Annotated in this window: 18 protein-coding genes; 10 read left to right on the top strand and 8 right to left on the bottom strand. The window is 42.8% G+C overall.

The genetic code is table 11. The features are described from left to right. Window positions 1-287 precede the first annotated feature (287 nt). The 3 genes from AAFN85_RS09995 to AAFN85_RS09985 form a co-directional block, all read right to left on the bottom strand. Window positions 288-635 (bottom strand): hypothetical protein, encoded by a 348-nt coding sequence (locus AAFN85_RS09995; protein ID WP_347527048.1) that lies wholly within the window; start codon window positions 633-635, stop codon window positions 288-290. 54 nt (window positions 636-689) lie between these two features. Then, window positions 690-1,268: a phosphoribosylglycinamide formyltransferase gene (purN, locus tag AAFN85_RS09990; protein ID WP_347527047.1), complete on the bottom strand. Its 579-nt coding sequence runs from the start codon at window positions 1,266-1,268 to the stop codon at window positions 690-692. Window positions 1,269-1,381: 113 nt separating this feature from the next. Further along, window positions 1,382-1,891: a hypothetical protein gene (locus tag AAFN85_RS09985; protein WP_347527046.1), complete on the bottom strand. Its 510-nt coding sequence runs from the start codon at window positions 1,889-1,891 to the stop codon at window positions 1,382-1,384. Between the two features lie 92 nt (window positions 1,892-1,983). Here AAFN85_RS09985 and yiaK point away from each other — a divergent pair, with 92 nt between their 5' ends. Next, on the top strand, window positions 1,984-2,979 hold the full coding sequence (yiaK, locus tag AAFN85_RS09980) for a 3-dehydro-L-gulonate 2-dehydrogenase (protein ID WP_347527044.1): 996 nt from the start codon (window positions 1,984-1,986) through the stop codon (window positions 2,977-2,979). On the opposite strand, the gene AAFN85_RS09975 is transcribed toward yiaK, so the two are convergent. Both AAFN85_RS09975 and panB read right to left on the bottom strand, forming a co-directional pair. Then, window positions 2,980-3,708 (bottom strand): RluA family pseudouridine synthase, encoded by a 729-nt coding sequence (locus AAFN85_RS09975; RefSeq protein ID WP_347527042.1) that lies wholly within the window; start codon window positions 3,706-3,708, stop codon window positions 2,980-2,982. 90 nt (window positions 3,709-3,798) lie between these two features. Continuing rightward, window positions 3,799-4,614, bottom strand: a complete 816-nt coding sequence (panB, locus tag AAFN85_RS09970) for a 3-methyl-2-oxobutanoate hydroxymethyltransferase (RefSeq protein WP_347527041.1) — start codon at window positions 4,612-4,614, stop codon at window positions 3,799-3,801. A 327-nt stretch (window positions 4,615-4,941) separates the two neighbouring features. Here panB and carA point away from each other — a divergent pair, with 327 nt between their 5' ends. The 5 genes from carA to AAFN85_RS09945 all read left to right on the top strand — a co-directional run bounded on the left by carA (window position 4,942) and on the right by AAFN85_RS09945 (window position 9,850). Further along, window positions 4,942-6,042, top strand: a complete 1,101-nt coding sequence (gene carA / locus AAFN85_RS09965) for a glutamine-hydrolyzing carbamoyl-phosphate synthase small subunit (protein ID WP_347527040.1) — start codon at window positions 4,942-4,944, stop codon at window positions 6,040-6,042. Between the two features lie 122 nt (window positions 6,043-6,164). Continuing rightward, window positions 6,165-6,638 (top strand): helix-hairpin-helix domain-containing protein, encoded by a 474-nt coding sequence (locus AAFN85_RS09960; protein WP_347527039.1) that lies wholly within the window; start codon window positions 6,165-6,167, stop codon window positions 6,636-6,638. 563 nt (window positions 6,639-7,201) lie between these two features. Next, the gene (locus AAFN85_RS09955) at window positions 7,202-9,139 is read left to right on the top strand and encodes an alpha-amylase family glycosyl hydrolase (protein ID WP_347527038.1); all 1,938 of its coding nucleotides are present in this window, start codon (window positions 7,202-7,204) and stop codon (window positions 9,137-9,139) included. Window positions 9,140-9,305: 166 nt separating this feature from the next. Continuing rightward, the gene (locus tag AAFN85_RS09950) at window positions 9,306-9,497 is read left to right on the top strand and encodes a cold shock domain-containing protein (protein WP_347527120.1); all 192 of its coding nucleotides are present in this window, start codon (window positions 9,306-9,308) and stop codon (window positions 9,495-9,497) included. A gap of 161 nt (window positions 9,498-9,658) precedes the next feature. After that, complete coding sequence (locus AAFN85_RS09945; RefSeq protein WP_347527118.1) at window positions 9,659-9,850, top strand: cold-shock protein; 192 nt, start codon at window positions 9,659-9,661, stop codon at window positions 9,848-9,850. A gap of 409 nt (window positions 9,851-10,259) precedes the next feature. Here the strand turns inward: AAFN85_RS09945 and AAFN85_RS09940 are convergent, their stop codons facing one another. Beyond that, a complete protein-coding gene (locus tag AAFN85_RS09940) occupies window positions 10,260-11,120 on the bottom strand; it encodes an RNA polymerase sigma factor RpoD/SigA (RefSeq protein WP_347527037.1) in 861 nt (286 codons plus the stop codon). Window positions 11,121-11,451: 331 nt separating this feature from the next. Beyond that, the gene (locus AAFN85_RS09935; RefSeq protein ID WP_347527036.1) at window positions 11,452-13,995 is read right to left on the bottom strand and encodes an AsmA-like C-terminal region-containing protein; all 2,544 of its coding nucleotides are present in this window, start codon (window positions 13,993-13,995) and stop codon (window positions 11,452-11,454) included. A gap of 144 nt (window positions 13,996-14,139) precedes the next feature. Between AAFN85_RS09935 and AAFN85_RS09930 the strand changes: the two genes are divergently transcribed. The 4 genes from AAFN85_RS09930 (at window position 14,140) to AAFN85_RS09915 (ending at window position 17,358) form a co-directional block, all read left to right on the top strand. Next, window positions 14,140-14,814 (top strand): NAD-dependent epimerase/dehydratase family protein, encoded by a 675-nt coding sequence (locus AAFN85_RS09930; RefSeq protein ID WP_347527035.1) that lies wholly within the window; start codon window positions 14,140-14,142, stop codon window positions 14,812-14,814. Window positions 14,815-14,990: 176 nt separating this feature from the next. Next, window positions 14,991-15,773 carry an alpha/beta hydrolase gene (locus AAFN85_RS09925; RefSeq protein WP_347527034.1) on the top strand — a complete coding sequence of 261 codons (783 nt, stop codon included), beginning with the start codon at window positions 14,991-14,993 and terminating at the stop codon, window positions 15,771-15,773. Window positions 15,774-15,863: 90 nt separating this feature from the next. Next, on the top strand, window positions 15,864-16,730 hold the full coding sequence (locus tag AAFN85_RS09920; RefSeq protein WP_347527033.1) for an AraC family transcriptional regulator: 867 nt from the start codon (window positions 15,864-15,866) through the stop codon (window positions 16,728-16,730). Between the two features lie 85 nt (window positions 16,731-16,815). Continuing rightward, window positions 16,816-17,358 carry a YbhB/YbcL family Raf kinase inhibitor-like protein gene (locus tag AAFN85_RS09915; protein WP_347527032.1) on the top strand — a complete coding sequence of 181 codons (543 nt, stop codon included), beginning with the start codon at window positions 16,816-16,818 and terminating at the stop codon, window positions 17,356-17,358. 21 nt (window positions 17,359-17,379) lie between these two features. Here AAFN85_RS09915 and AAFN85_RS09910 read toward each other — a convergent pair whose 3' ends face one another. Continuing rightward, on the bottom strand, window positions 17,380-18,876 hold the full coding sequence (locus tag AAFN85_RS09910) for a family 43 glycosylhydrolase (protein ID WP_347527030.1): 1,497 nt from the start codon (window positions 18,874-18,876) through the stop codon (window positions 17,380-17,382). Window positions 18,877-19,131: the final 255 nt, after the last annotated feature.

The following is a 19,131-nucleotide window of genomic DNA, read 5'->3' as shown; positions in this document are numbered from 1 at the left end:
GAGCCGCAAAGGTAGTGATATTTAGTTAATTGGAGGTTAGTTAATTAGAGATTAGTTATTGGCATCGATTGGATTATTTTTCCACAATAAAATTTAATTTAGGAATATGGAAAAATTGGATATTTCGGGGATGCAACCGCCAAAAAAGAATTATCCGCCGAAGATATTGCGAAAGGTATCGGAAGAAAGGCAACCGACAGCGAATTGATTGAATACTTGAATAAAGGTATAGACGATGAAGGAATAGATATTGAAACCGCATTTGCTAAATACTCCAACAAAAACAGCTAAAAGGAAAATCCGGGTGTTTTTATTTTATGCTGATTAACCCAATCAACCCAAAGCAATAATATATCTTTCAAATCATGAGTGGGAATTGAACAGTCTGCTTCGGCTTCGTTTACGGATGAGAAAGTACAGGTCGGAGTTCCAATTGTAAGAAAGCTTAAAAAGCCGCCGGCATCCTCGTCGAAAGGTTTTCCTGATATGGCTTTATCTATTTCGGGCAAAACATCTTCAGATATAAACTCAACGCTTTGCCCCATTAAGTAGCCACTTAGATGGCCACCTAAGGCTGAAGGATTATTGAGCTTTTTTGAATCGAATGATAAACCGTATTTATTTAGAACCGACATGGGTGAAGCGATTAATAAATATCTATTTAAATTTTGTCACCCCAATCACTCAACTCAACTTTTCATCTTCTTAAGCAACGCCTCAACTACTTTTGGGAAATGGTTATGCTCCAACTGCTGTCCCTTAAACTTCACAACCTCCAAGGTATCTCCCGGTTCAATTTTAAATTTTGATTGGTGGATGATCTCACCCTCATCAAAATTCTCGTTTACAAAATGGATGGTGATACCGCTTTCTTCCTCTTTATTCTCTAAAATGGCACGGTGCACGTTATCGCCATACATCCCTTTGCCGCCGTATTTTGGTAACAGGGCAGGGTGCAGGTTGATGATCTTATTTGGGAATGCTTTTAATAATGATTGCGGTACAAGCCATAAAAAACCAGCCAGAACAATGAGGTCTACCTGTAAGTTTTTCAGCAGGCGGACTACATCATCGGTTTGAAAAAATTCCTGGCGGGTAAATATGTGCGATGGGATCTCGAAGTTATCCGCGCGTTGTAAAACGTAGGCCTGTGGGTTGTTGGTAAGTATAATCACTACCTCGGCATCGGCATTGCGCTTAAAATGCTCCATGAGTTTTTGAGCGTTCGAGCCGGATCCTGAAGCAAAAATGGCAATTCTTTTTTTCATCGGTGTTTGTTTTTCAACGAAGATGAAGCCGTAATAGTTTCATCAACATTTGTATTAAGCAGAATGGAAACTATTATACTAAAACCATTTTACAATTTAAAATCAATATTATTCTATTGGGTTGTGGTGGGCTTTTTTACCCTAACAAACCCATAACGCATAACTCGGCGTTTTTTAGTGGCCGAATAGTTGGGTTGCACATCGCCGGTTTCCAACACCAGCCCGTAATTACCGAGGGTAACTATTTTGGCGTTTTCAAAAGGTTTTGAACTGCCGCCAGATGATTTGGTGCTATCCTTGCAAACCATATCCGACACTAAAAACAGCTTATTTTGTGTGAGCGACCAACGGCCTTTAACGCTATCGCTGCCGCATTGAAAACGGGCATACCCACATGAATTATCTGCGCTGAATGCAAAGATCTGTGTAGTTTGGCAGGTTTGATTTAAGGTATCAAGCGAAGTTTGTGTATCACCAATGTAATTGGTAACCGTTAAAGAAGCCAACTGCCAGTTGCCCACAAATAGATCAGGAATATGGCTCAGATTATCTTTTTTGCACGAATTAACAATCAACGCGATACCAACCAGGCACAAACAAAAAAGCAGCGGGATTTTTTTCATTTATTAATGTAACAGCAAAATTATAAAATATGGTTGATTACCTTGCATCAACCCTCTGTAATAAACGTTATAAATTAAATTTATTTCAACCTATGATGCGTGTTCCCTTCGAAAAACTAAAAGCCGAATTTAAAAAAGTACTATTTGCCATTAATTTTACTGACGATCGGGCCGACCAGATAGCAGCCATATTTGCCGAAAACAGCCGCGATGGTGTTTATACCCATGGGCTAAGCCGCTTTCCTGTTTTTGTTGATTTTGTTAAGCAAGGTTTGATTAATGTTGATGCGCTGCCAACTCAAATAAACGGCATTGGTGCTTTAGAACAATGGGATGGAAATTTAGGGCCGGGGATGTTGAACGCCCGGTTTGCTATGAGCAGGGCCATGCAACTGGCTGGTGATAACGGTATAGGTTGCGTGGCCATCAAAAACACCAACCATTGGATGCGCGGCGGCACTTATGGCTGGCAAGCCGCCGAGGCCGGTTTTATCAGCATATCTTTCACCAATACTATTGCCAATTTACCGCCATGGGGCGGACTTGAACCACGGTTGGGTAACAATCCATTAGTGATAGCTGTTCCCCGCAAAAATGGGCATGTTGTACTTGATATGGCAATTTCGCAATATGCGGTTGGGAAGTTAAAACAATATGAAAGTAACGGCAACGAACCACTCCCATTGCCCGGCGGCTATGATAGCGCGGGCGAATTGAGTACAGATGCCCATGCAATTCTTGAATCGAAAAGATTGTTACCTGTTGGTTTTTGGAAAGGCTCGGGCTTATCTTTAGTACTTGATTTGCTTGCTACGGTATTAAGTGGCGGCAACTCTACTGCACGTATCACACAAAACGAACACGAATCCGGAATATCGCAAGTATTTATCTGCGTTAAACCTGTTAACAACGAGCAAACGGAAAGCCTGATTAACGAAATAATAAATTATACCAAAACGAGCACGCCGGAACATGAAGGTGCTTCGATCTCTTACCCTGGAGAAGGTACATTGAAAACAAGGGAGAGGAATTTGAAAGAGGGTATTCCGGTAGATGATAAGATCTGGGCGCAGGTTTTGGGAATGTAATCATTCCCCAATCATCATCCCCTCAAACTTCTCCCAAAAACCATCACGCGGCACAGGAGCAATAATAGCAACCGGCTCATTTTTTACAGGGTGCACAAAGGTCAACTTACGTGCATGCAAGCAGATGCTTTTGCGGAGGCTGCCACGAGGGTAACCGTATTTATTATCGCCAACAATAGGGGTGCCGAGGGTTGAAAGCTGCACCCTGATCTGGTGCGGCCTGCCGGTTATTGGGTCAACTTCAATTAAGTAATAGCCGTTTAGTTCGCCAACAAGTTTATAACTCAGTTCAGAGCGCAGGCTGCCCTGTACTTCCTTATCATGCGCTTTGGTTACGTTTTTTTGTGAGTTTTTAACAAGCCAGTGTACCAGCGTTCCTTCTTCAGGAAAAGGTTTTTTGCGCACTACTGCATAGTAGGTTTTATGCATTTCGCGGGCTTTGAACATTTTGTTGATCCTGTCAAGCGCCTTGCTGGTTTTGGCGAAGAGGATCACACCGCTTACCGGTCTGTCCAATCGGTGTACCACGCCTAAAAATGCCCCATTGGGTTTGCTGTATTTTAGGGCGATGTATTTTTTTACCTTCTCATCCAAAGGCTCGTCGCCGGTTTCATCAACCTGCACAATATCGCCCGCCCGCTTATTTATAGCAATAAGGTGGTTGTCTTCATAAAGAACATCCTTATCGGTAATTTCGTTGCTACTATAATTAAATTCGGGACGAGGCATTGTTTATTTTGGATTGCGGATGTGCGATCTCGGATTTTGATTTGTAGATCAAATAATCATCTGAAATCTGCACATCTATAATTTGCACATTTAATATTGTTCTTTTTCGCTCGGGAAATCATTTCCTTTCACGTCGGTATTGTAGTTTTTTATCGCGTCGTGCATAATGTCATACAGATTTGCGTACTGGCGTAAAAAACGTGGTTTAAAACCTTTGTTTATGCCCAGCATATCGTGTATTACTAACACCTGTCCATCGCAATGCTGGCCTGCGCCTATACCTATGGTTGGGATCTGCAGGCTTTCGCTCACTTCTTTTGCTAATTTGGCCGGAATTTTTTCAAGTACAACCCCGAAGCATCCTAACTCCTGTAGCTTCAACGCATCTTCCCGCAGTTTTTGAGCTTCCGCTTCGTGCTTGGCGCGTACGGTGTAAGTGCCAAATTTATAGATAGATTGTGGCGTTAAACCCAAATGCCCCATTACCGGGATTCCCGCGGTAAGAATGCGACTTACAGATTCTGCAATTTCAACACCTCCTTCAATTTTTACTGCATGGGCACCCGCCTCCTTCATAATACGGATGGCGGAGTTCAAGGCTTCTTTAGAGTTACCCTGGTATGAGCCAAATGGCAGATCGACCACAACCAACGCGCGTTTAGCGGCGCGAACTACTGATGATGCATGATAGATCATCTGGTCCAAAGTTATCGGCAAAGTAGTTTCATGTCCGGCCATCACGTTCGAAGCCGAATCGCCTACCAGGATAATATCAGTTCCGGCATCGTCAACAATGGTAGCCATCGAATAATCGTAGGCGGTAAGCATGGTTACTTTCTCGCCACGCACCTTCATCTCCTGGATGGTATTGGTGGTGATGCGCTTTATTTCTTTATTTACAGACATTGATAAATGTTTTATCGGCAGTGCAAAGGTATGATATTTTGATTTCGGATGTGGGATGTTCGATTTCGGATTTTTTTATTTGGGAGAATTAAGATCAGTACGCTTAAAAGTGCATTAACGTAGGGTTAATAATATCATAAATTCGAAATCATACATCCGAAATCCGAAATAAAAAAATAAATCCGAAATCGAACATTCGAAATCCGAAATAAAACAGTACTTTTGCGCCGTGAATCCGGAAGTTCCTTACTTCATTTTTTCAATCAGTTTTCACGGGGCTTTGAACCAGGCGATCCGATCATTTTACCCTTTCAATTTTTTTAAGCGATGAACTATTTCACCAAACTACCGGCTGTACTGCTGCTTGCTGATGGCACCGTTTTCCACGGAAAATCTGCAGGTAAAATGGGTACTACCACCGGCGAAATCTGCTTTAACACCGGCATGACCGGCTACCAGGAAATTTTTACCGACCCATCATACTTTGGGCAAATAATGGTAACCACCAACGCGCATATTGGTAACTACGGTATCGCCAACGAAGAAGTTGAATCGGGCCGAATCCAGATTGCCGGTTTGGTTTGCAAAAACTACAACATTGCCTACAGCCGTAAACAGGCCGATGAATCGATCCAGGATTATTTCCAGGAGCAAAACATTGTAGGTATCTCTGATATCGATACCCGCCAGCTTGTTCGCCATATCCGCGATAAAGGAGCCATGAATGCAATTATCTCTTCAGAGATCCTTGATCTGGATGAGTTGAAAGCTATGCTGGATAAAGTACCATCAATGGATGGCCTCGAGCTTTCATCACAGGTATCAACTACCGAAACTTATACTTACGGTAACGAAGATGCTCCTTATCGTGTAGCCGTGCTTGACCTTGGTGTTAAGAAAAACATCCTGCGCAACTTCGATTCGCGCGAGGTTTACGCTAAAGTATTCCCAGCTAAAACCACTTATGCCGAAATGGAAAAAGATTTCGCACCTACAGGATACTTTATCTCAAACGGCCCTGGCGATCCTTCGGCTATGCCATACGCGGTTGAAACTGTAAAAGAAATTTTGGCTAATGATAAACCAATGTTCGGGATCTGCCTTGGTCACCAATTGTTAGCTCTGGCTAATGATATCCCGACTAAAAAAATGTTTAACGGTCACCGTGGTTTAAACCACCCGGTAAAAAATATTATTAAAGATCACTGCGAGGTTACTTCACAAAACCATGGTTTTGGTGTGGTACCAGAGGCGGTTCGCGCTTCAGAAAAAGTAGAGATCACTCACGTTAACCTGAATGATCAATCTATCGAAGGGATCCGTGTTAAAGGTAAAAAGGCATTCTCGGTACAATATCACCCTGAATCATCACCTGGTCCGCACGATTCAAGGTACCTGTTTGATGATTTTATCAGTTCGATGAAATAAGATTCGATCACAGATGTGCAGATTATAGATGCGCGGACGAAATATGGAAAGCCTTTCTGAACGGAAAGGCTTTTTTATTTAATAAAAATCCTGTTTAACTTAGTTTGAAATTCTGCCAGCCTATGAAAAAATCAGTGAACCTGTTGCTCTCCGACGATGAAAAATTAATGCTGAGAGAGCAGAAGATCAAAATATCCGAACTTCCGCGGTTTGCCCCTGATGAAATAGCATCAATAGTAAGTGCGTCGGCCGAGCGTGCCAGGGAGATCAATGCGCTTATTGAGTTTCAGGAGATCCCGTCATTGGGTATCAATTTCGCCACCGAGCTGATAGGGCAGGGCTATTATTCGCTGGAGCAACTGGCCGGTAAAGATCCGGTTGATTTATATAATGCCTTCGAAAAACATGTGGGTGCCTGGGCCGATCCCTGTGTGGAAGATTCGTACCGGTTACTATCGCATTATATTAAGCACGGCGATACCGGGAAGAAATGGTGGGATTTTACGGCCGAGCGAAAAGCTTACCGGGCTAAATATGGCTTTCCGGCTGATAGGCCGGCAAAGGCATGGTATGAGTTGCCGCAGTATAAGAAGTAAGTAAATAACCGGCAACTAAGCAGAAGGCAATGGCCTTGTGCGATTCCCTCCCTTGGGAGGGTGTAGGGAGGGGTTTCTGCATCAAGGGCATAAATATGCATAGCGTATAAACCCCTCCCTGCCACCGCGCTTTCCTATCGCACCTCTCCCGAGAGTAATAGCCCATGAATTGACAAACGGCAAAAAATGGCTGGATAGCATGCCGAATAATTACTCACCCGGTCTACGCTACGCTGGACCACCCTCTCTTCGGCAAGCCGCAAAGAGGGTAGGGAAAATAAAAACAAGAAATCCCCTCTTTACGCGCAGCGTAGAGAGGGGTGGCGAGCGTAGCGAAGTCGGGGTGAGTTAATATGCAGGCGATAATCTTGCAAATTGTCTAATGATGGGCTATTACTCTCCCGAGGGAAGGAATCAAAGACATAGACGCCAAGCTATCCTCAAATGATAAATACATAATTTTAAGGAAACTTAATTATGCCAATTATTTTTCTCATATTGCGTAGCTGATATCAACCTGCAAAATATCAGCTGTTTAGCTTAAAAACCAATTATAACAAAATATGACGATCAGGAACTTTTACCTAATTGTGGCCGGCTTGCTATTAGCCGGATTTACTTCATGCAAGAAGAAAGACGTTTTGCCGGGCAATACCGGGAACGTTCCCGGAGATACAACAGTGACTGGCGGAAAAGCTTTACCGGCAGGAGCGAAGGACGGTGTAACGTTTATCAACTCGGGCAAATCCGTAATTTTTAACTTATATGCTCCCGGCAAAAAATCAGTATCCGTTATCGGCGATTTTAATGGCTGGGATGTAAACAATACCAGCGCGGTGATGAATAATACACCCGATGGACAACGCTGGTGGGTACAGATAGATAACATTGATCCGGCAACCGAATATGGTTATCAATACTACATCGATAAATCATTAAAAGTGGCCGATCCATACACCGAAAAGGTACTTGACCCCAACAATGATTCTTACATTTCGGCAGATACTTATCCCGGCCTTAAGGCATATCCCACAGGTAAAACTACTGGCAACGTGAGTGTGTTACAAGCCAACCAGCCAACTTACAGCTGGAAAACTGGCAGCTTTACCCGCCCCGATAAAAAGAACCTGGTAGTGTATGAATTATTGGTACGCGATTTTATCGATGCCCATAACTATCAAACCCTTAAAGACACGCTTAAATACCTCTCGAACCTCGGCGTGAACGCTATCGAGCTGATGCCCATCAACGAATTTGAAGGCAACCTTTCGTGGGGATATAATCCATCGTTTTATTTTGCGCCCGATAAATATTATGGCACTAAAAACGCTTTGAAGGCTTTTATTGATGAATGTCACTCGCGCGGTATGGCGGTGATCCAGGATATTGTTTTGAACCACTCGTTCGGTCAATCGCCTATGGTGCAGATGTATTTTAACTCGGCAACAAGTAAACCTACGGCCGATAATCCCTGGTACAATGTTGATCCTACGCACCCATACAACGTAGGCTACCAGTTTAACCACGAAAGCGCGGCCACCAAATATTTTGTGAAGAACGTGCTTAAATTCTGGATGACGGAGTATAAAATAGATGGTTTCCGTTTCGACTTATCAAAAGGTTTTACGCAAGTTAACTATGGCACATCAGATGCCGCTGTTGGGCCATGGGGACAGTACGATGCCAGCCGCGTGGCCATCTGGAAAGATTATAACAACTACATCAAAAGTATCGATAACAATAATTTCTACGTGATATTGGAGCATTTCGCCGCAAACCAGGAGGAGAAGGAACTGGCCGGCGAAGGTATGATGCTTTGGAACAACCTTAATTATAACGCCAACGAAGCTACCATGGGTTGGTTAACTAATTCCAATTTCCAGGGCCTATTTTATGATCAGCATACCTTTACGCAGCCTTATAACCTGGTTAGCTACTTTGAGAGCCACGACGAAGAGCGCCTGCAATTTAAGAATGAAAATTATGGTAACAGCTATAATGGCTATAATGTAAAAGATAAAAATACCGGTTTGGCCCGCGAAGAAATGGCCGCGGCTTTCCTGTTCTCAGTTCCCGGTCCTAAAATGCTGTGGCAGTTTGGTGAGTTAGGTTATGATGTAAGTATCGATCAAAATGGCCGTACCGGTAACAAACCTATTTATTGGAATTACAATACCGATCCTAACCGCAAGCAGCTATATAAGGTGTATGCCAAAATGATCAAGATGAAGGAGAAAAACGCGGTGTTCGCCAGTACCAACTATAGCTATGACCTTGGTAGCGCTATTAAAACCATCCAACTTAAAGATGCGAGTGCTAACGTTGAGGTGATAGGTAACTTTGATGTTGCACAGCAAACCGGCAGTATCAGCTTCCCATCAACAGGTACCTGGTATGATAACATTAGTGGCACAAGTATCAATGTCACTTCAATCCCATTTTCAATGACCCTGGCACCCGGCGAATTTCATGTTTATAGCAGCGTAGCATTGGCGCAGTAATTATATAATTGCTTAGTTATAAGGCCTCTTAATGTATTTTAGGAGGCTTTTTTACAATTTGTTTTTTAGGTTATTTGCAGTTGTAATAAAATTAAATTGTGTAAATGCCTTATTTTTAAATAATTGTTAATTATTAACCGTACCTTCGCCCTAATTAAATAAAAATATAATGCAAGGAACAGTAAAATTCTTCAATGAAACAAAAGGCTTCGGATTCATTACACCTTCAAATGGTGGTGCTGAAGTTTTTGTACACGTATCAGGTCTGATTGACACAGTTCGTGAAAACGACAGTGTTACTTATGACGTTGAGCAAGGCAAAAAAGGCCTTAACGCGGTAAATGTAAAAGTAGCTTAACACTATTATATAAAAATCGTACAAGCATCTGTTCAGCAATGGGCAGATGCTTTTTTTATGGGCTGATTTTTTTTCGGCGGATATCGGACTGCGTAAGGAAGGCGGCAACAGGTGTAAATGTTATTTATTTACAGTACATTTGTCGCCAATAAAATTAAAATATAATGCAAGGAACAGTAAAATTCTTCAATGAAACCAAAGGCTTCGGCTTTATTGTACCAACAGATGGCGGTGCTGAGGTTTTTGTACACGTATCAGGTTTGGTAGATACTATCCGTGAAAACGATAGCGTTACCTTTGATATTGAGCAGGGCAGAAAAGGCCCTAACGCGGTAAATGTAAAAGTAGCATAACTTATTATATAGAAATCGTATGGAAGCATCTGTTCAGTAAATGGGCAGATGTTTTTTTGTTTTTGGGGATTACACCGATTATGGTTTGATTACACCGATTTTTCTAATCTACCGCGGGTTTAGCGAAAGCGTAACCCGTGGGAATAACGGGTTAAGTCTCCGACTTAACCCCAACGATCCAATACACTATCTGCCACTGACTTAGCGATAACTTAGCCTTTGGCGAACAGCTCATCCAATCTGGTGTTGTTTTTGTGACTTAAGTCGGAGACTTAAGTGATTATACACCACGGGTTACGCTATCGCTAAACCCGCGGCAGATTAGTAAGGCGGAAGGTTAACAAAAAAACGCGAATGATCATCTCATTCGCGTTTCTGGTATGTAAACTCAGGCGGATATATCCTGGACTTAGTTTAAATATGATTGTAACAGATTTGATTTAGAGTTGTGGCGTAAACGCATCAACGCTTTATCTTTTAACTGGCGAACACGCTCGCGGGTAAGGTCGAATTTTTCGCCAATTTCCTCTAACGAGTGTGGGGCATTACCGCCTAAACCGAAAAATAACATTAACACTTCACGGTCGCGCTCGGCAAGGATGCCTAACGAACGTTTGATCTCTTGTGATAATGAATCAGCCATTACTTCGGTATCAGTTGCTGCATCGCTGCTGGCCAATACGTCAAGTAAAGTATTTTCTTCACCTTGAATGAATGGAGCGTCCATCGAAATTTGACGACCGGCATTATTCATCGAATCGGCAATTTTATCAACCGAAATTTCAAGGTTATCAGCAAGCTCTTCAGGAGTTGGCTGACGCTCGTATTCCTGCTCCAATTTTGAAGCAGCTTTGTGAATTTTGCTTAATGAACCTATCTGGTTCAAAGGCAAACGCACGATACGCGATTGCTCAGCAATAGCCGATAGGATAGATTGACGGATCCACCATACGGCATATGAGATAAATTTAAAGCCTTTAGTTTCGTCAAAACGTTTAGCTGCTTTGATCAAACCTAAGTTACCTTCGTTTATTAAGTCGCCAAGGGTTAAGCCTTGGTTTTGGTATTGCTTAGCAACCGATACCACAAAACGCAAGTTTGTTTTTGTCAAACGCTCTAACGCTACCTGGTCGCCCTCACGGATTTTTTGTGCCAGGATCACCTCTTCCTCAGCCGAGATCAAATCTACCTTGCCAATATCATGCAGGTATTTTTCGAGCGAAGCTGATTCACGGTTGGTGATTGATTGGGATATTTTTAGTTGTCTCATTTTTTTTAATACAGATTTTATTCAAGCTACACAGATCGTTCAAAAAGATATTTTGCCTGGTTAAACAACCGGGTACATACAGATTAGATAAACTTTGCTTCCTTCTTTTTTCTTAACCCGGGATAGTAATTAAACGAGGGTTGTTTGTTGATATTATTGCTGTAAGGAACGAGCGGTTTAAAAGTTTTAAATAATGTGCTAACCAATAAATATTTAATCAACATATTATCCCTAATGAACGATACAAAGGTAAACATTTAATTGCTATTATAGTGTCATTTAAACACCATGAACAACGGTTAGGGTGAAGATATTGTGAATTTATATATCTTTACCGATTGACGTTGTCTGTACCACCGCTGGTTTGCTGCTGTTCTTCCGCTTTTTTATCATTGTCATCCTCCTTTTTATCACTATCACTTCCATCGGTTTTTTTATGGTTTTTGTTCCATTTTATTTTGATTTTGCCGTCATCGCCGTCGGTAGCTAAAATATGAAGCACTATGCCCCTCATACGTTTTTTCTGGCGTTCGGTTTCATCAGTTATTTTGGCATCGTTCTTCGGATTACGCAACGGGATGTCCAACGCGATGTTTGTTCCGCGGGATAAGGAATAAACGCCCTCTACATCCATATTCAATACGCTCGAATTGATCTGCATTGGCGCTATGTTGATCTTATCTCCGTTAATGTCAAACCGCGCTTTAAGATCGCCAAAGGTGATATTATCCAGATCCCGGAACGGAAATGCGAATTTACCCACGCTTTTAATCGGTGCGAATTTAATGAGCGCACCTTCAGTAAAATCAACCTGGGCAAAGCCCTTTATTGATTTCGGCACCAGATCGCCGGTGTTTTTTAGTCCGCCTTTTATATCAACCCTTGCCGAAAGGAAACCCTGCAGGTTATTACTCGTAAAATCCTTCAATCCAAAATTATCAAACGACGCGAAAAACGCGCTTGTATTTACATGGTTAACGTTGGTGCTCACCGCAAAATTGTTCACCGGTCCCTGTAAAATTAATCCGCTTAAATTTAATGAGCCGCCTGCGCTTTTCAGGCTTACATTACGCACCTTCATCGCGTTATCGGCCAGCAGAATATCAGCCGTAGCATCGGTAGCTAAAAACTTTTTGTAATATAATTTGGCCACCCGCAGGTGCAGTTCGGCCTGGCCTTTATCAAAAGCAGTATTAAGCTGACTGGTAATCTTTTTACTTGACATTTTTTTCCCCGAGCCGCTACTGCCACCACTGCTTTCTCCGCCACCCCGGCTGTTCAGGAAGCCCAAAAACTCGCCCAAGTGTATCTCCGGACTGGTGATCTGCCATACGATCAGGATCTTCTCCGGATCGGTATAATACAAATTCAAAAAGTTGCTCACTTTACCCTGCATGTTAACCACGCTACTGCCGTTTTGTAAGCGGATATTATTGATGTACAGATCCTTTTCGGTAAATTTTAAGGCGATAGAATTGTTTTTAAATACCAGGTTACGGGGCAGGTAATTCACATCGGCATTTTTGATATCTACATTACCGGTTACATAAGGTTTCGCGAATTTGAAGTTCACAATATCCGCTTTGTAGGCCAATTTTAAATCGACAATGCCCTTGCTAAATTTCAGGCTTTCATCGCCAATAACCGGGTTAAGTTTGGTAACCGGGAACCGCGAACGGAAAATACCGGTAGCTATCGGCGTATTGAGGTTGTTGATCAGCGCTGTATCGATGGTGAAAGGAATATCCTTGTAAGTACCATTAAAGTGGTACAGTTTGATCACCGAGTTCTCGTCAGTCAAACCCTTGCCGTTAATGTAGTTATTGCTAAACACACCGTTAAAACTACAATTTTCAATGATGCCGCCCTGGGTAGTTAGGGTATTATCTTTAACCTTAGCGGTGACATAAATAGATGGATCGCCGCCACCGCCAAAAGCACCTTTCAAGTCACAGGTAACATCAATAGGCTTTTTAATGTCGAACATTTTTAAGCTTTTGGTGATGTTGGCCGCAAGCAGGTTAGCGGCGCTGGTCCACAAAATGTCGTTAACCTTCAGGTTGATAGTAAAAGGTGTTGTGGGGGCTTTAAGGTTAAATTGCGCTGCTACATTAAAGTCGTCGTCGCCAATGCTAAGCTTGTTTGGCGCCACATTGATCACCTGCGAATTATAATCGTAGCTCACATCAAAATGCCCGTTAAGCAAACGGTTTTTCATGAAGCTGCCCTTTTTTGTATTGAAGGAAAAGCTGTTCACCATCGTATTCAGGTCGATATCAGCATTCCATCCTTTGTTGGGATATTCCATCCGGCCGGATACATTGTTAATGGCAAACTTGAAGAGTTTGTAGGCATGCCTGTCATCTACCTTAAAGTTTACTTTACTCAGGGTGAAACGTTTAATTTGGGTTGATGAGCTGGTTTCTTTTTCCTTCGGATCTTTTTCAACCTTGGGTTTGGCTTTAAATATAGATGTATTGCTGTAACCGGTGCTATCGGTAAAAAGGTCGATATCGGCATTGCTGATGTCAATTTTATTGATGACTACTTCGCCTTTCATCAGCGCGGATGCGTTTACCGACACCTCAAATTCTTTAGCGGTAAGTAAAGTATGGTGATGCTCGGCCCATTTGCTATCCTTCATGGTCACATCTTTCAATTCCACCGAAACACCGGGGAAGCCTTTAAACAAAGTTGGATCGATAGAGCCTATGGTAAGTGTGCCGTTCAGGTTTTTGTTCAGTTCGGCCGTGATCATAGCAAGCACCTTCTGTTTATTGTAGTTTACATAAACAGTGAGGGCGATAAATAAAATTATAATGATACCTATCAGCGCTCCGGCAACTTTCAAGGTTATTTTTAACCATCTCGGCATTTTAACTATTTTACAGTTAAAGCGTTGTGTATATGTAATTGTTTGTTTTGTAACATATAATTAACACTCGATAAAGGAATATACGCGATAAAAATGCCACGGTGTACAATATTTAAAGCTGATGATCGACTACATCAATAACATATGGAAACAACTAACAAAGTAAGGGCTATTATAACCGGCACTACTGGCATGGTAGGCGAGGGCGTGCTGCACCAATGCCTTCTAAGCGATAAGGTAGATCAGGTACTGATCATTAACCGTAAACCCAGCGGTTTTACCCATCCCAAACTAAAGGAAATTATTCATGCCGATTTTTTTAACCTCGCACCTATTGAAGACCAACTTGATGGCTACAATGCCTGTTTTTTTTGCGCAGGTGTATCATCGGTAGGGATGAGCGAAGAAGCTTACTATAAAGTAACCTACCTGTTAACTATGCACGTAGCTGAAATATTAAGTCGCATAAATCCGGATATGACCTTTTGCTATATATCCGGAGCCGGTACCGATAGCAGCGAGACCGGCCGCAGCATGTGGGCGCGCGTAAAAGGTAAAACCGAAAACGATTTAATGAAGCTGCCTTTTAAACAGGTGTTCAACTTTCGCCCCGGCTTTATGAAAAGTTTTAAAGGCGCTAAAAACACCTTGTCGTTTTATAAATACATCAGCTGGATGTACCCGATAGGCAGGCTCATTTATCCTAAAGGTTTTATCACATTGGCCGAAGTTGGCAAAGCCATGATCAATACCGTAAACCGAGGTACGGGGCGGTGGACTTTGGATGGAAATGATATTGTTGCCTTATCGAAAGAATAAAGTACTTGTGATATACGGATAGTGCTATCGCCAGTTTCCGATATATCGTTTTTTGAAGTTTTTGTATTTGTTTTCAAGTGTTTGTTTATTAGGTGATTGTGTTTTTGGAATGGCCTTTGGATGGTGCGTTAAATAAGTTAATAACATCATTCTTGAAAACCAAACTCCAAAACAAAATGAAAACTTCATTACTCCGTTCCCGCTTAAACCAGTATTTACTGGCGGCGGTTATTTTATTGGGTAGCCTGTTTGCCTTTACTAACAAGGCCGGTGCCCAGGTTAAAAACATTGTATTGGTTCACGGTGCTTTTGCCGATGGATCGGGTTTTAAAGCCCTGTATAATATCCTTACCAAAAAAGGGTATAACGTTACCGTGGTGCAAAATCCGCTCACTTCGTTAAAAGATGATGTGGATGCTACTAACCGCATTTTGGATAAACAGGATGGCCCAACTGTGCTTGTTGGACACTCGTACGGTGGCACGGTAATTACCGAAGCAGGTGTTAACTCAAAAGTAGTGGCGTTGGTTTACATAGCCGCTTTTGCGCCGGATAAAGGTGAAAATACGTTGAAGTGGGTAATGTCTGCCCCACCAGCTCCCGAAAACGGCATTTTGCCACCAGATGATAAAGGTTTTGTTTACTACGATAAAGCTAAATTTCATGCAGGTTTTGCTGCCGACCTGAGCAAAGACGAAGCCGACTTTATGTTTGCCTCACAAGGCCCAACCGCAGCCCAATGTTTTGGCACCCCTTTAACAGAAGCCGCATGGAACACCAAACCAAGCTATGGTATTGTTGCCACCGAAGATAAAAGTATTGTACCCGATGTTGAACGCGCTATGTACAAACGCGCCAATGCCAAAGTAACCGAAGTTAAGGGCAGCCACGTAATATTCATTTCACATCCCGATGCCGTTGCCAAAGTAATTATTGATGCCGCGAACGGCGTTAAATAAAAGATAGTTTTGGTTATAAGTTTTAAGCGGAATTGGTTGATTGAACCGTTCCGCTTTTTTATTGGATAATGATTAGTTTTACCACTACCCATGGAAGCCATCACCGTACCTCAAGCCGTTAAAGATAAACCGCAAATTAAAGCCGGCGATATCTCTTTTGTGTACTACCGTGAACGGGGCGATATATTCAGAAACCAGGTAGTATTTAACCAATGCGCCATCAGCTTTGTGCTTAACGGGCAAAAGGAAATTTACCGCCATGCCGATTGCACCATTATCCGGCCGGGGCAGGGAATGGTAATACCACAAGGAAACACGCTTATTGCCGAACACGTGGTGAAGGATACTTCGGCAGATGAGTTGTACAGCAGTTTTATTGTTTTTTTTCCGGAGAGATTGGTTGCTGATTTTTTTGTTAAACATGTTATCGATATAAAAAATAGGATAGAAGATGTGCCGCCATACATCTTGTTTGCAAACACGGTTTACCTCAATGAATACCTGAAAGGAGTGAGGGCATTAGTTGATGATGGACATAAACTATCGTACCCCTTAGTATTACATAAACTGGAAGAGTTGTTGCTGATCATTTATGAACTCTATCCAACACAATTAATAGCCTTATTTGCCCCGGATAAAACGGATGCGGATTTATCCTTACAAAAGCTGATTGAAAATAACCTGTTCAACAACCTCACGCTGGATGAGCTGGCTTTTTTAGCCAACCGAAGCCTTTCATCCTTCAAACGTGATTTTGAGCGGACTTACGGCCTATCACCACAAAAATATATCCGCGACCGAAAACTCGAGGCCGCTTGTGCCGAACTTAAAAAAGGCCGTAAAGCCAGCGAACTTTACGATACTTACGGCTACGAAAACCTCTCTAATTTTAACACCGCGTTTAAGAAACGGTTCGGCGTAACCCCTGCGTCTTACGGTCAGCAGGTTGCTGTTTGAGCTGTGTGCACTACTATTTGAACCGTTTGCAATAACAGTATAAATGGCTGCAAAGCCAACTTTGTGGTAATTAAATACTGTTGTTATGAAAATGATTTTCTCCTTATTTATCGACTTGTTTATAGCCGGTACCGCATGGTCACAAACTTTTACTTTGAAAAGCGCCGATCTGGGCGGGCAGTTCAGCAACGAATTTGTTGCCGGTAATTTTGGCTGCAACGGTGCCAATAAATCGCCTCAACTAAGTTGGGTTAACGCACCGGAGGGTACCCAAAGCTTCGCCATCACCATGTACGATGCCGATGCTCCAACTGGAAGCGGTTTTTGGCATTGGGTTGTGGTAGATATTCCGGCCAATGTTCATGAGCTGAAACAAGGTGCCGGTGATGTTAAAAGTAGCATTGCCCCACAAGGCAGCCTGCAAACTATTAATGATGTTGGCGTGCCCGGTTACCAGGGCCCATGCCCCGGCGTTGGTGAAGGCGATCATCGCTACCTGATCACCGTGTATGCTTTGAAAACAGCTCACTTGGGTACAACGCAGGCTTCAACTGCGGCGCTAACCGGTTTTATGCTGGGTAAGCAATTGTTAGCCAAAGCATCGTTAATGGTTTATTATAAAAGATAATGAACTGGCAGGGTGTTGAACCTACCGGATCTCAACACCAAGTTTCAGCACCCTGTTATTTTCGGCAGCAAAACTTGCTCCATTATCGTTACTGATCGAAGCGATATTTTTTGCCTCCATTAACAGATCGCTATAAGCGAAACCATAGCAGCCTTTTGTTGCGGCCGATTTTATAATTACAACATATTGCTTCCCCCCGGTTACCGCTACGTTGGGTTTAACTACAGCATTCCGGGCCGACCATGAAATGGAATCAGCAGGTAAAGTAATTGAAGCCAGCGCTACGCCGGTAGGTTTGCCATTATCTCCGCTCTCAAAAACCTCAACTGAAAGCCCGGCGTCCGGGTAACCTGTTTGAAAGGTGGTAAAGCTGATAGATTTTAAAGTGCCTGTTTTTGAAGCTGTGAAGCTTTGCACACGTTGAATGTTTTTGCCTATATCACAGCCGGTAATAAATTCTTCAGTTGGTTTAACGGGGCTTTTGCTTTTAGTAAAGCTCGCCGTTTGCATGCATTCCATAGGCTTGATCGAACCATCATCATTAAAATTTAACGGTGCCCAGTAAAAATTAGCCAATGCTTCGTTCTTGGCTGCATTATTCCACAGATCGCTGCCGAAGAGATAAATTGTTTCTGAGTTTACCTTTATAGTTGATACAAAGGATGGCTGCCCGCCACAAGAGTTATCACTAATTTTTACCCCTGCCGACCATGGCCCCAATGGTGAAGAAGCCATCCGGTACGAAGCACCGGTGCCTGAGCAATAACCGCAGTTGGGGTCGGAGTAAACCACGTAATATTTGCCTTTGCGTTTAAACAGGCCGGGAGCTTCAGTCTCGCCGGTTGTAACTGATTTTACGTATTGACCGCTGCCTGTAAGGTAATCATCGCTAAGCTTTTCAATTACAATGCTGCCTTTGGTGCGCCAGTCGGTATAGGCTAAGTAGGCGGTGCCGTCGTCATCAACAAAAGTATCATGATCGCCGTTATTGAGGCCGGCAACGGGCATATCGCTGTTTACGGCGAGGGTTGGCTCTTTAACTTCGGCAAATGGCCCTACTGGAGTTTTGCTGGTGAAAACCCGGTAGCCTACCCGGTTATCATAAACGTTGATCCACAGCACATAGCGCTTTGTTTTTTTATTGTAGATAACATGTGGGCGGAAGCATCCGTAAGTTTTGCCATCGCAGCGAGTTTGCCAAACGGGTGTTTTAGCATCGAACATAAAGCCTCTGTCTGTCCAATGTTCCAGATCTGTAGATGAGTAGGTTTTGAACCCGCAAAAGGGGGCCGTTTTGTTTCCCCATTCAAAGCCACAATCGTAGCTGGTACCGTATAGATAGTAAACGCCATTAAATAAAGCGATCTCGCCATCGTGAGCATCTACAGCATTGCCCAGGTTATCGAACTTGGTGATCTGCTTGTTGTTTTTATTAAAGTTTTTAATGCTTTGGGCTGAGGCGAGGCTGGCGGTAAAGAAAACAATAAGCAGGATGAGAAATGCGCGTTTGGTGGTCATGCTGGATGGGGTGGGTATATCAAATCAAATTTATCTAAAATATGAAATGAATATTTGTAGTTTTTGATAATTGATTTGTTGTTTATGATAACGAAAAGGAGCGTCGGCCAGCGTTAGGGATTGCAGTGGAAAACCCACAGCGCGGGAGGAATTGAGCGCAGGATAGGCGAGGACTTGCAACGGAAAGCCCGGGCCGTTGGCTAACGGGAACGCCAATATTCGGAGAGTAGTGATTGGAGGTTAGAGATTAGTTGG

The organism is Mucilaginibacter sp. CAU 1740 (genome assembly GCF_039839285.1).
GTDB lineage: Bacteria > Bacteroidota > Bacteroidia > Sphingobacteriales > Sphingobacteriaceae > Mucilaginibacter.
The sequence above is the reverse complement of the archived record's forward strand: the minus strand, read 5'-3'. Positions and strand labels throughout refer to the sequence as shown.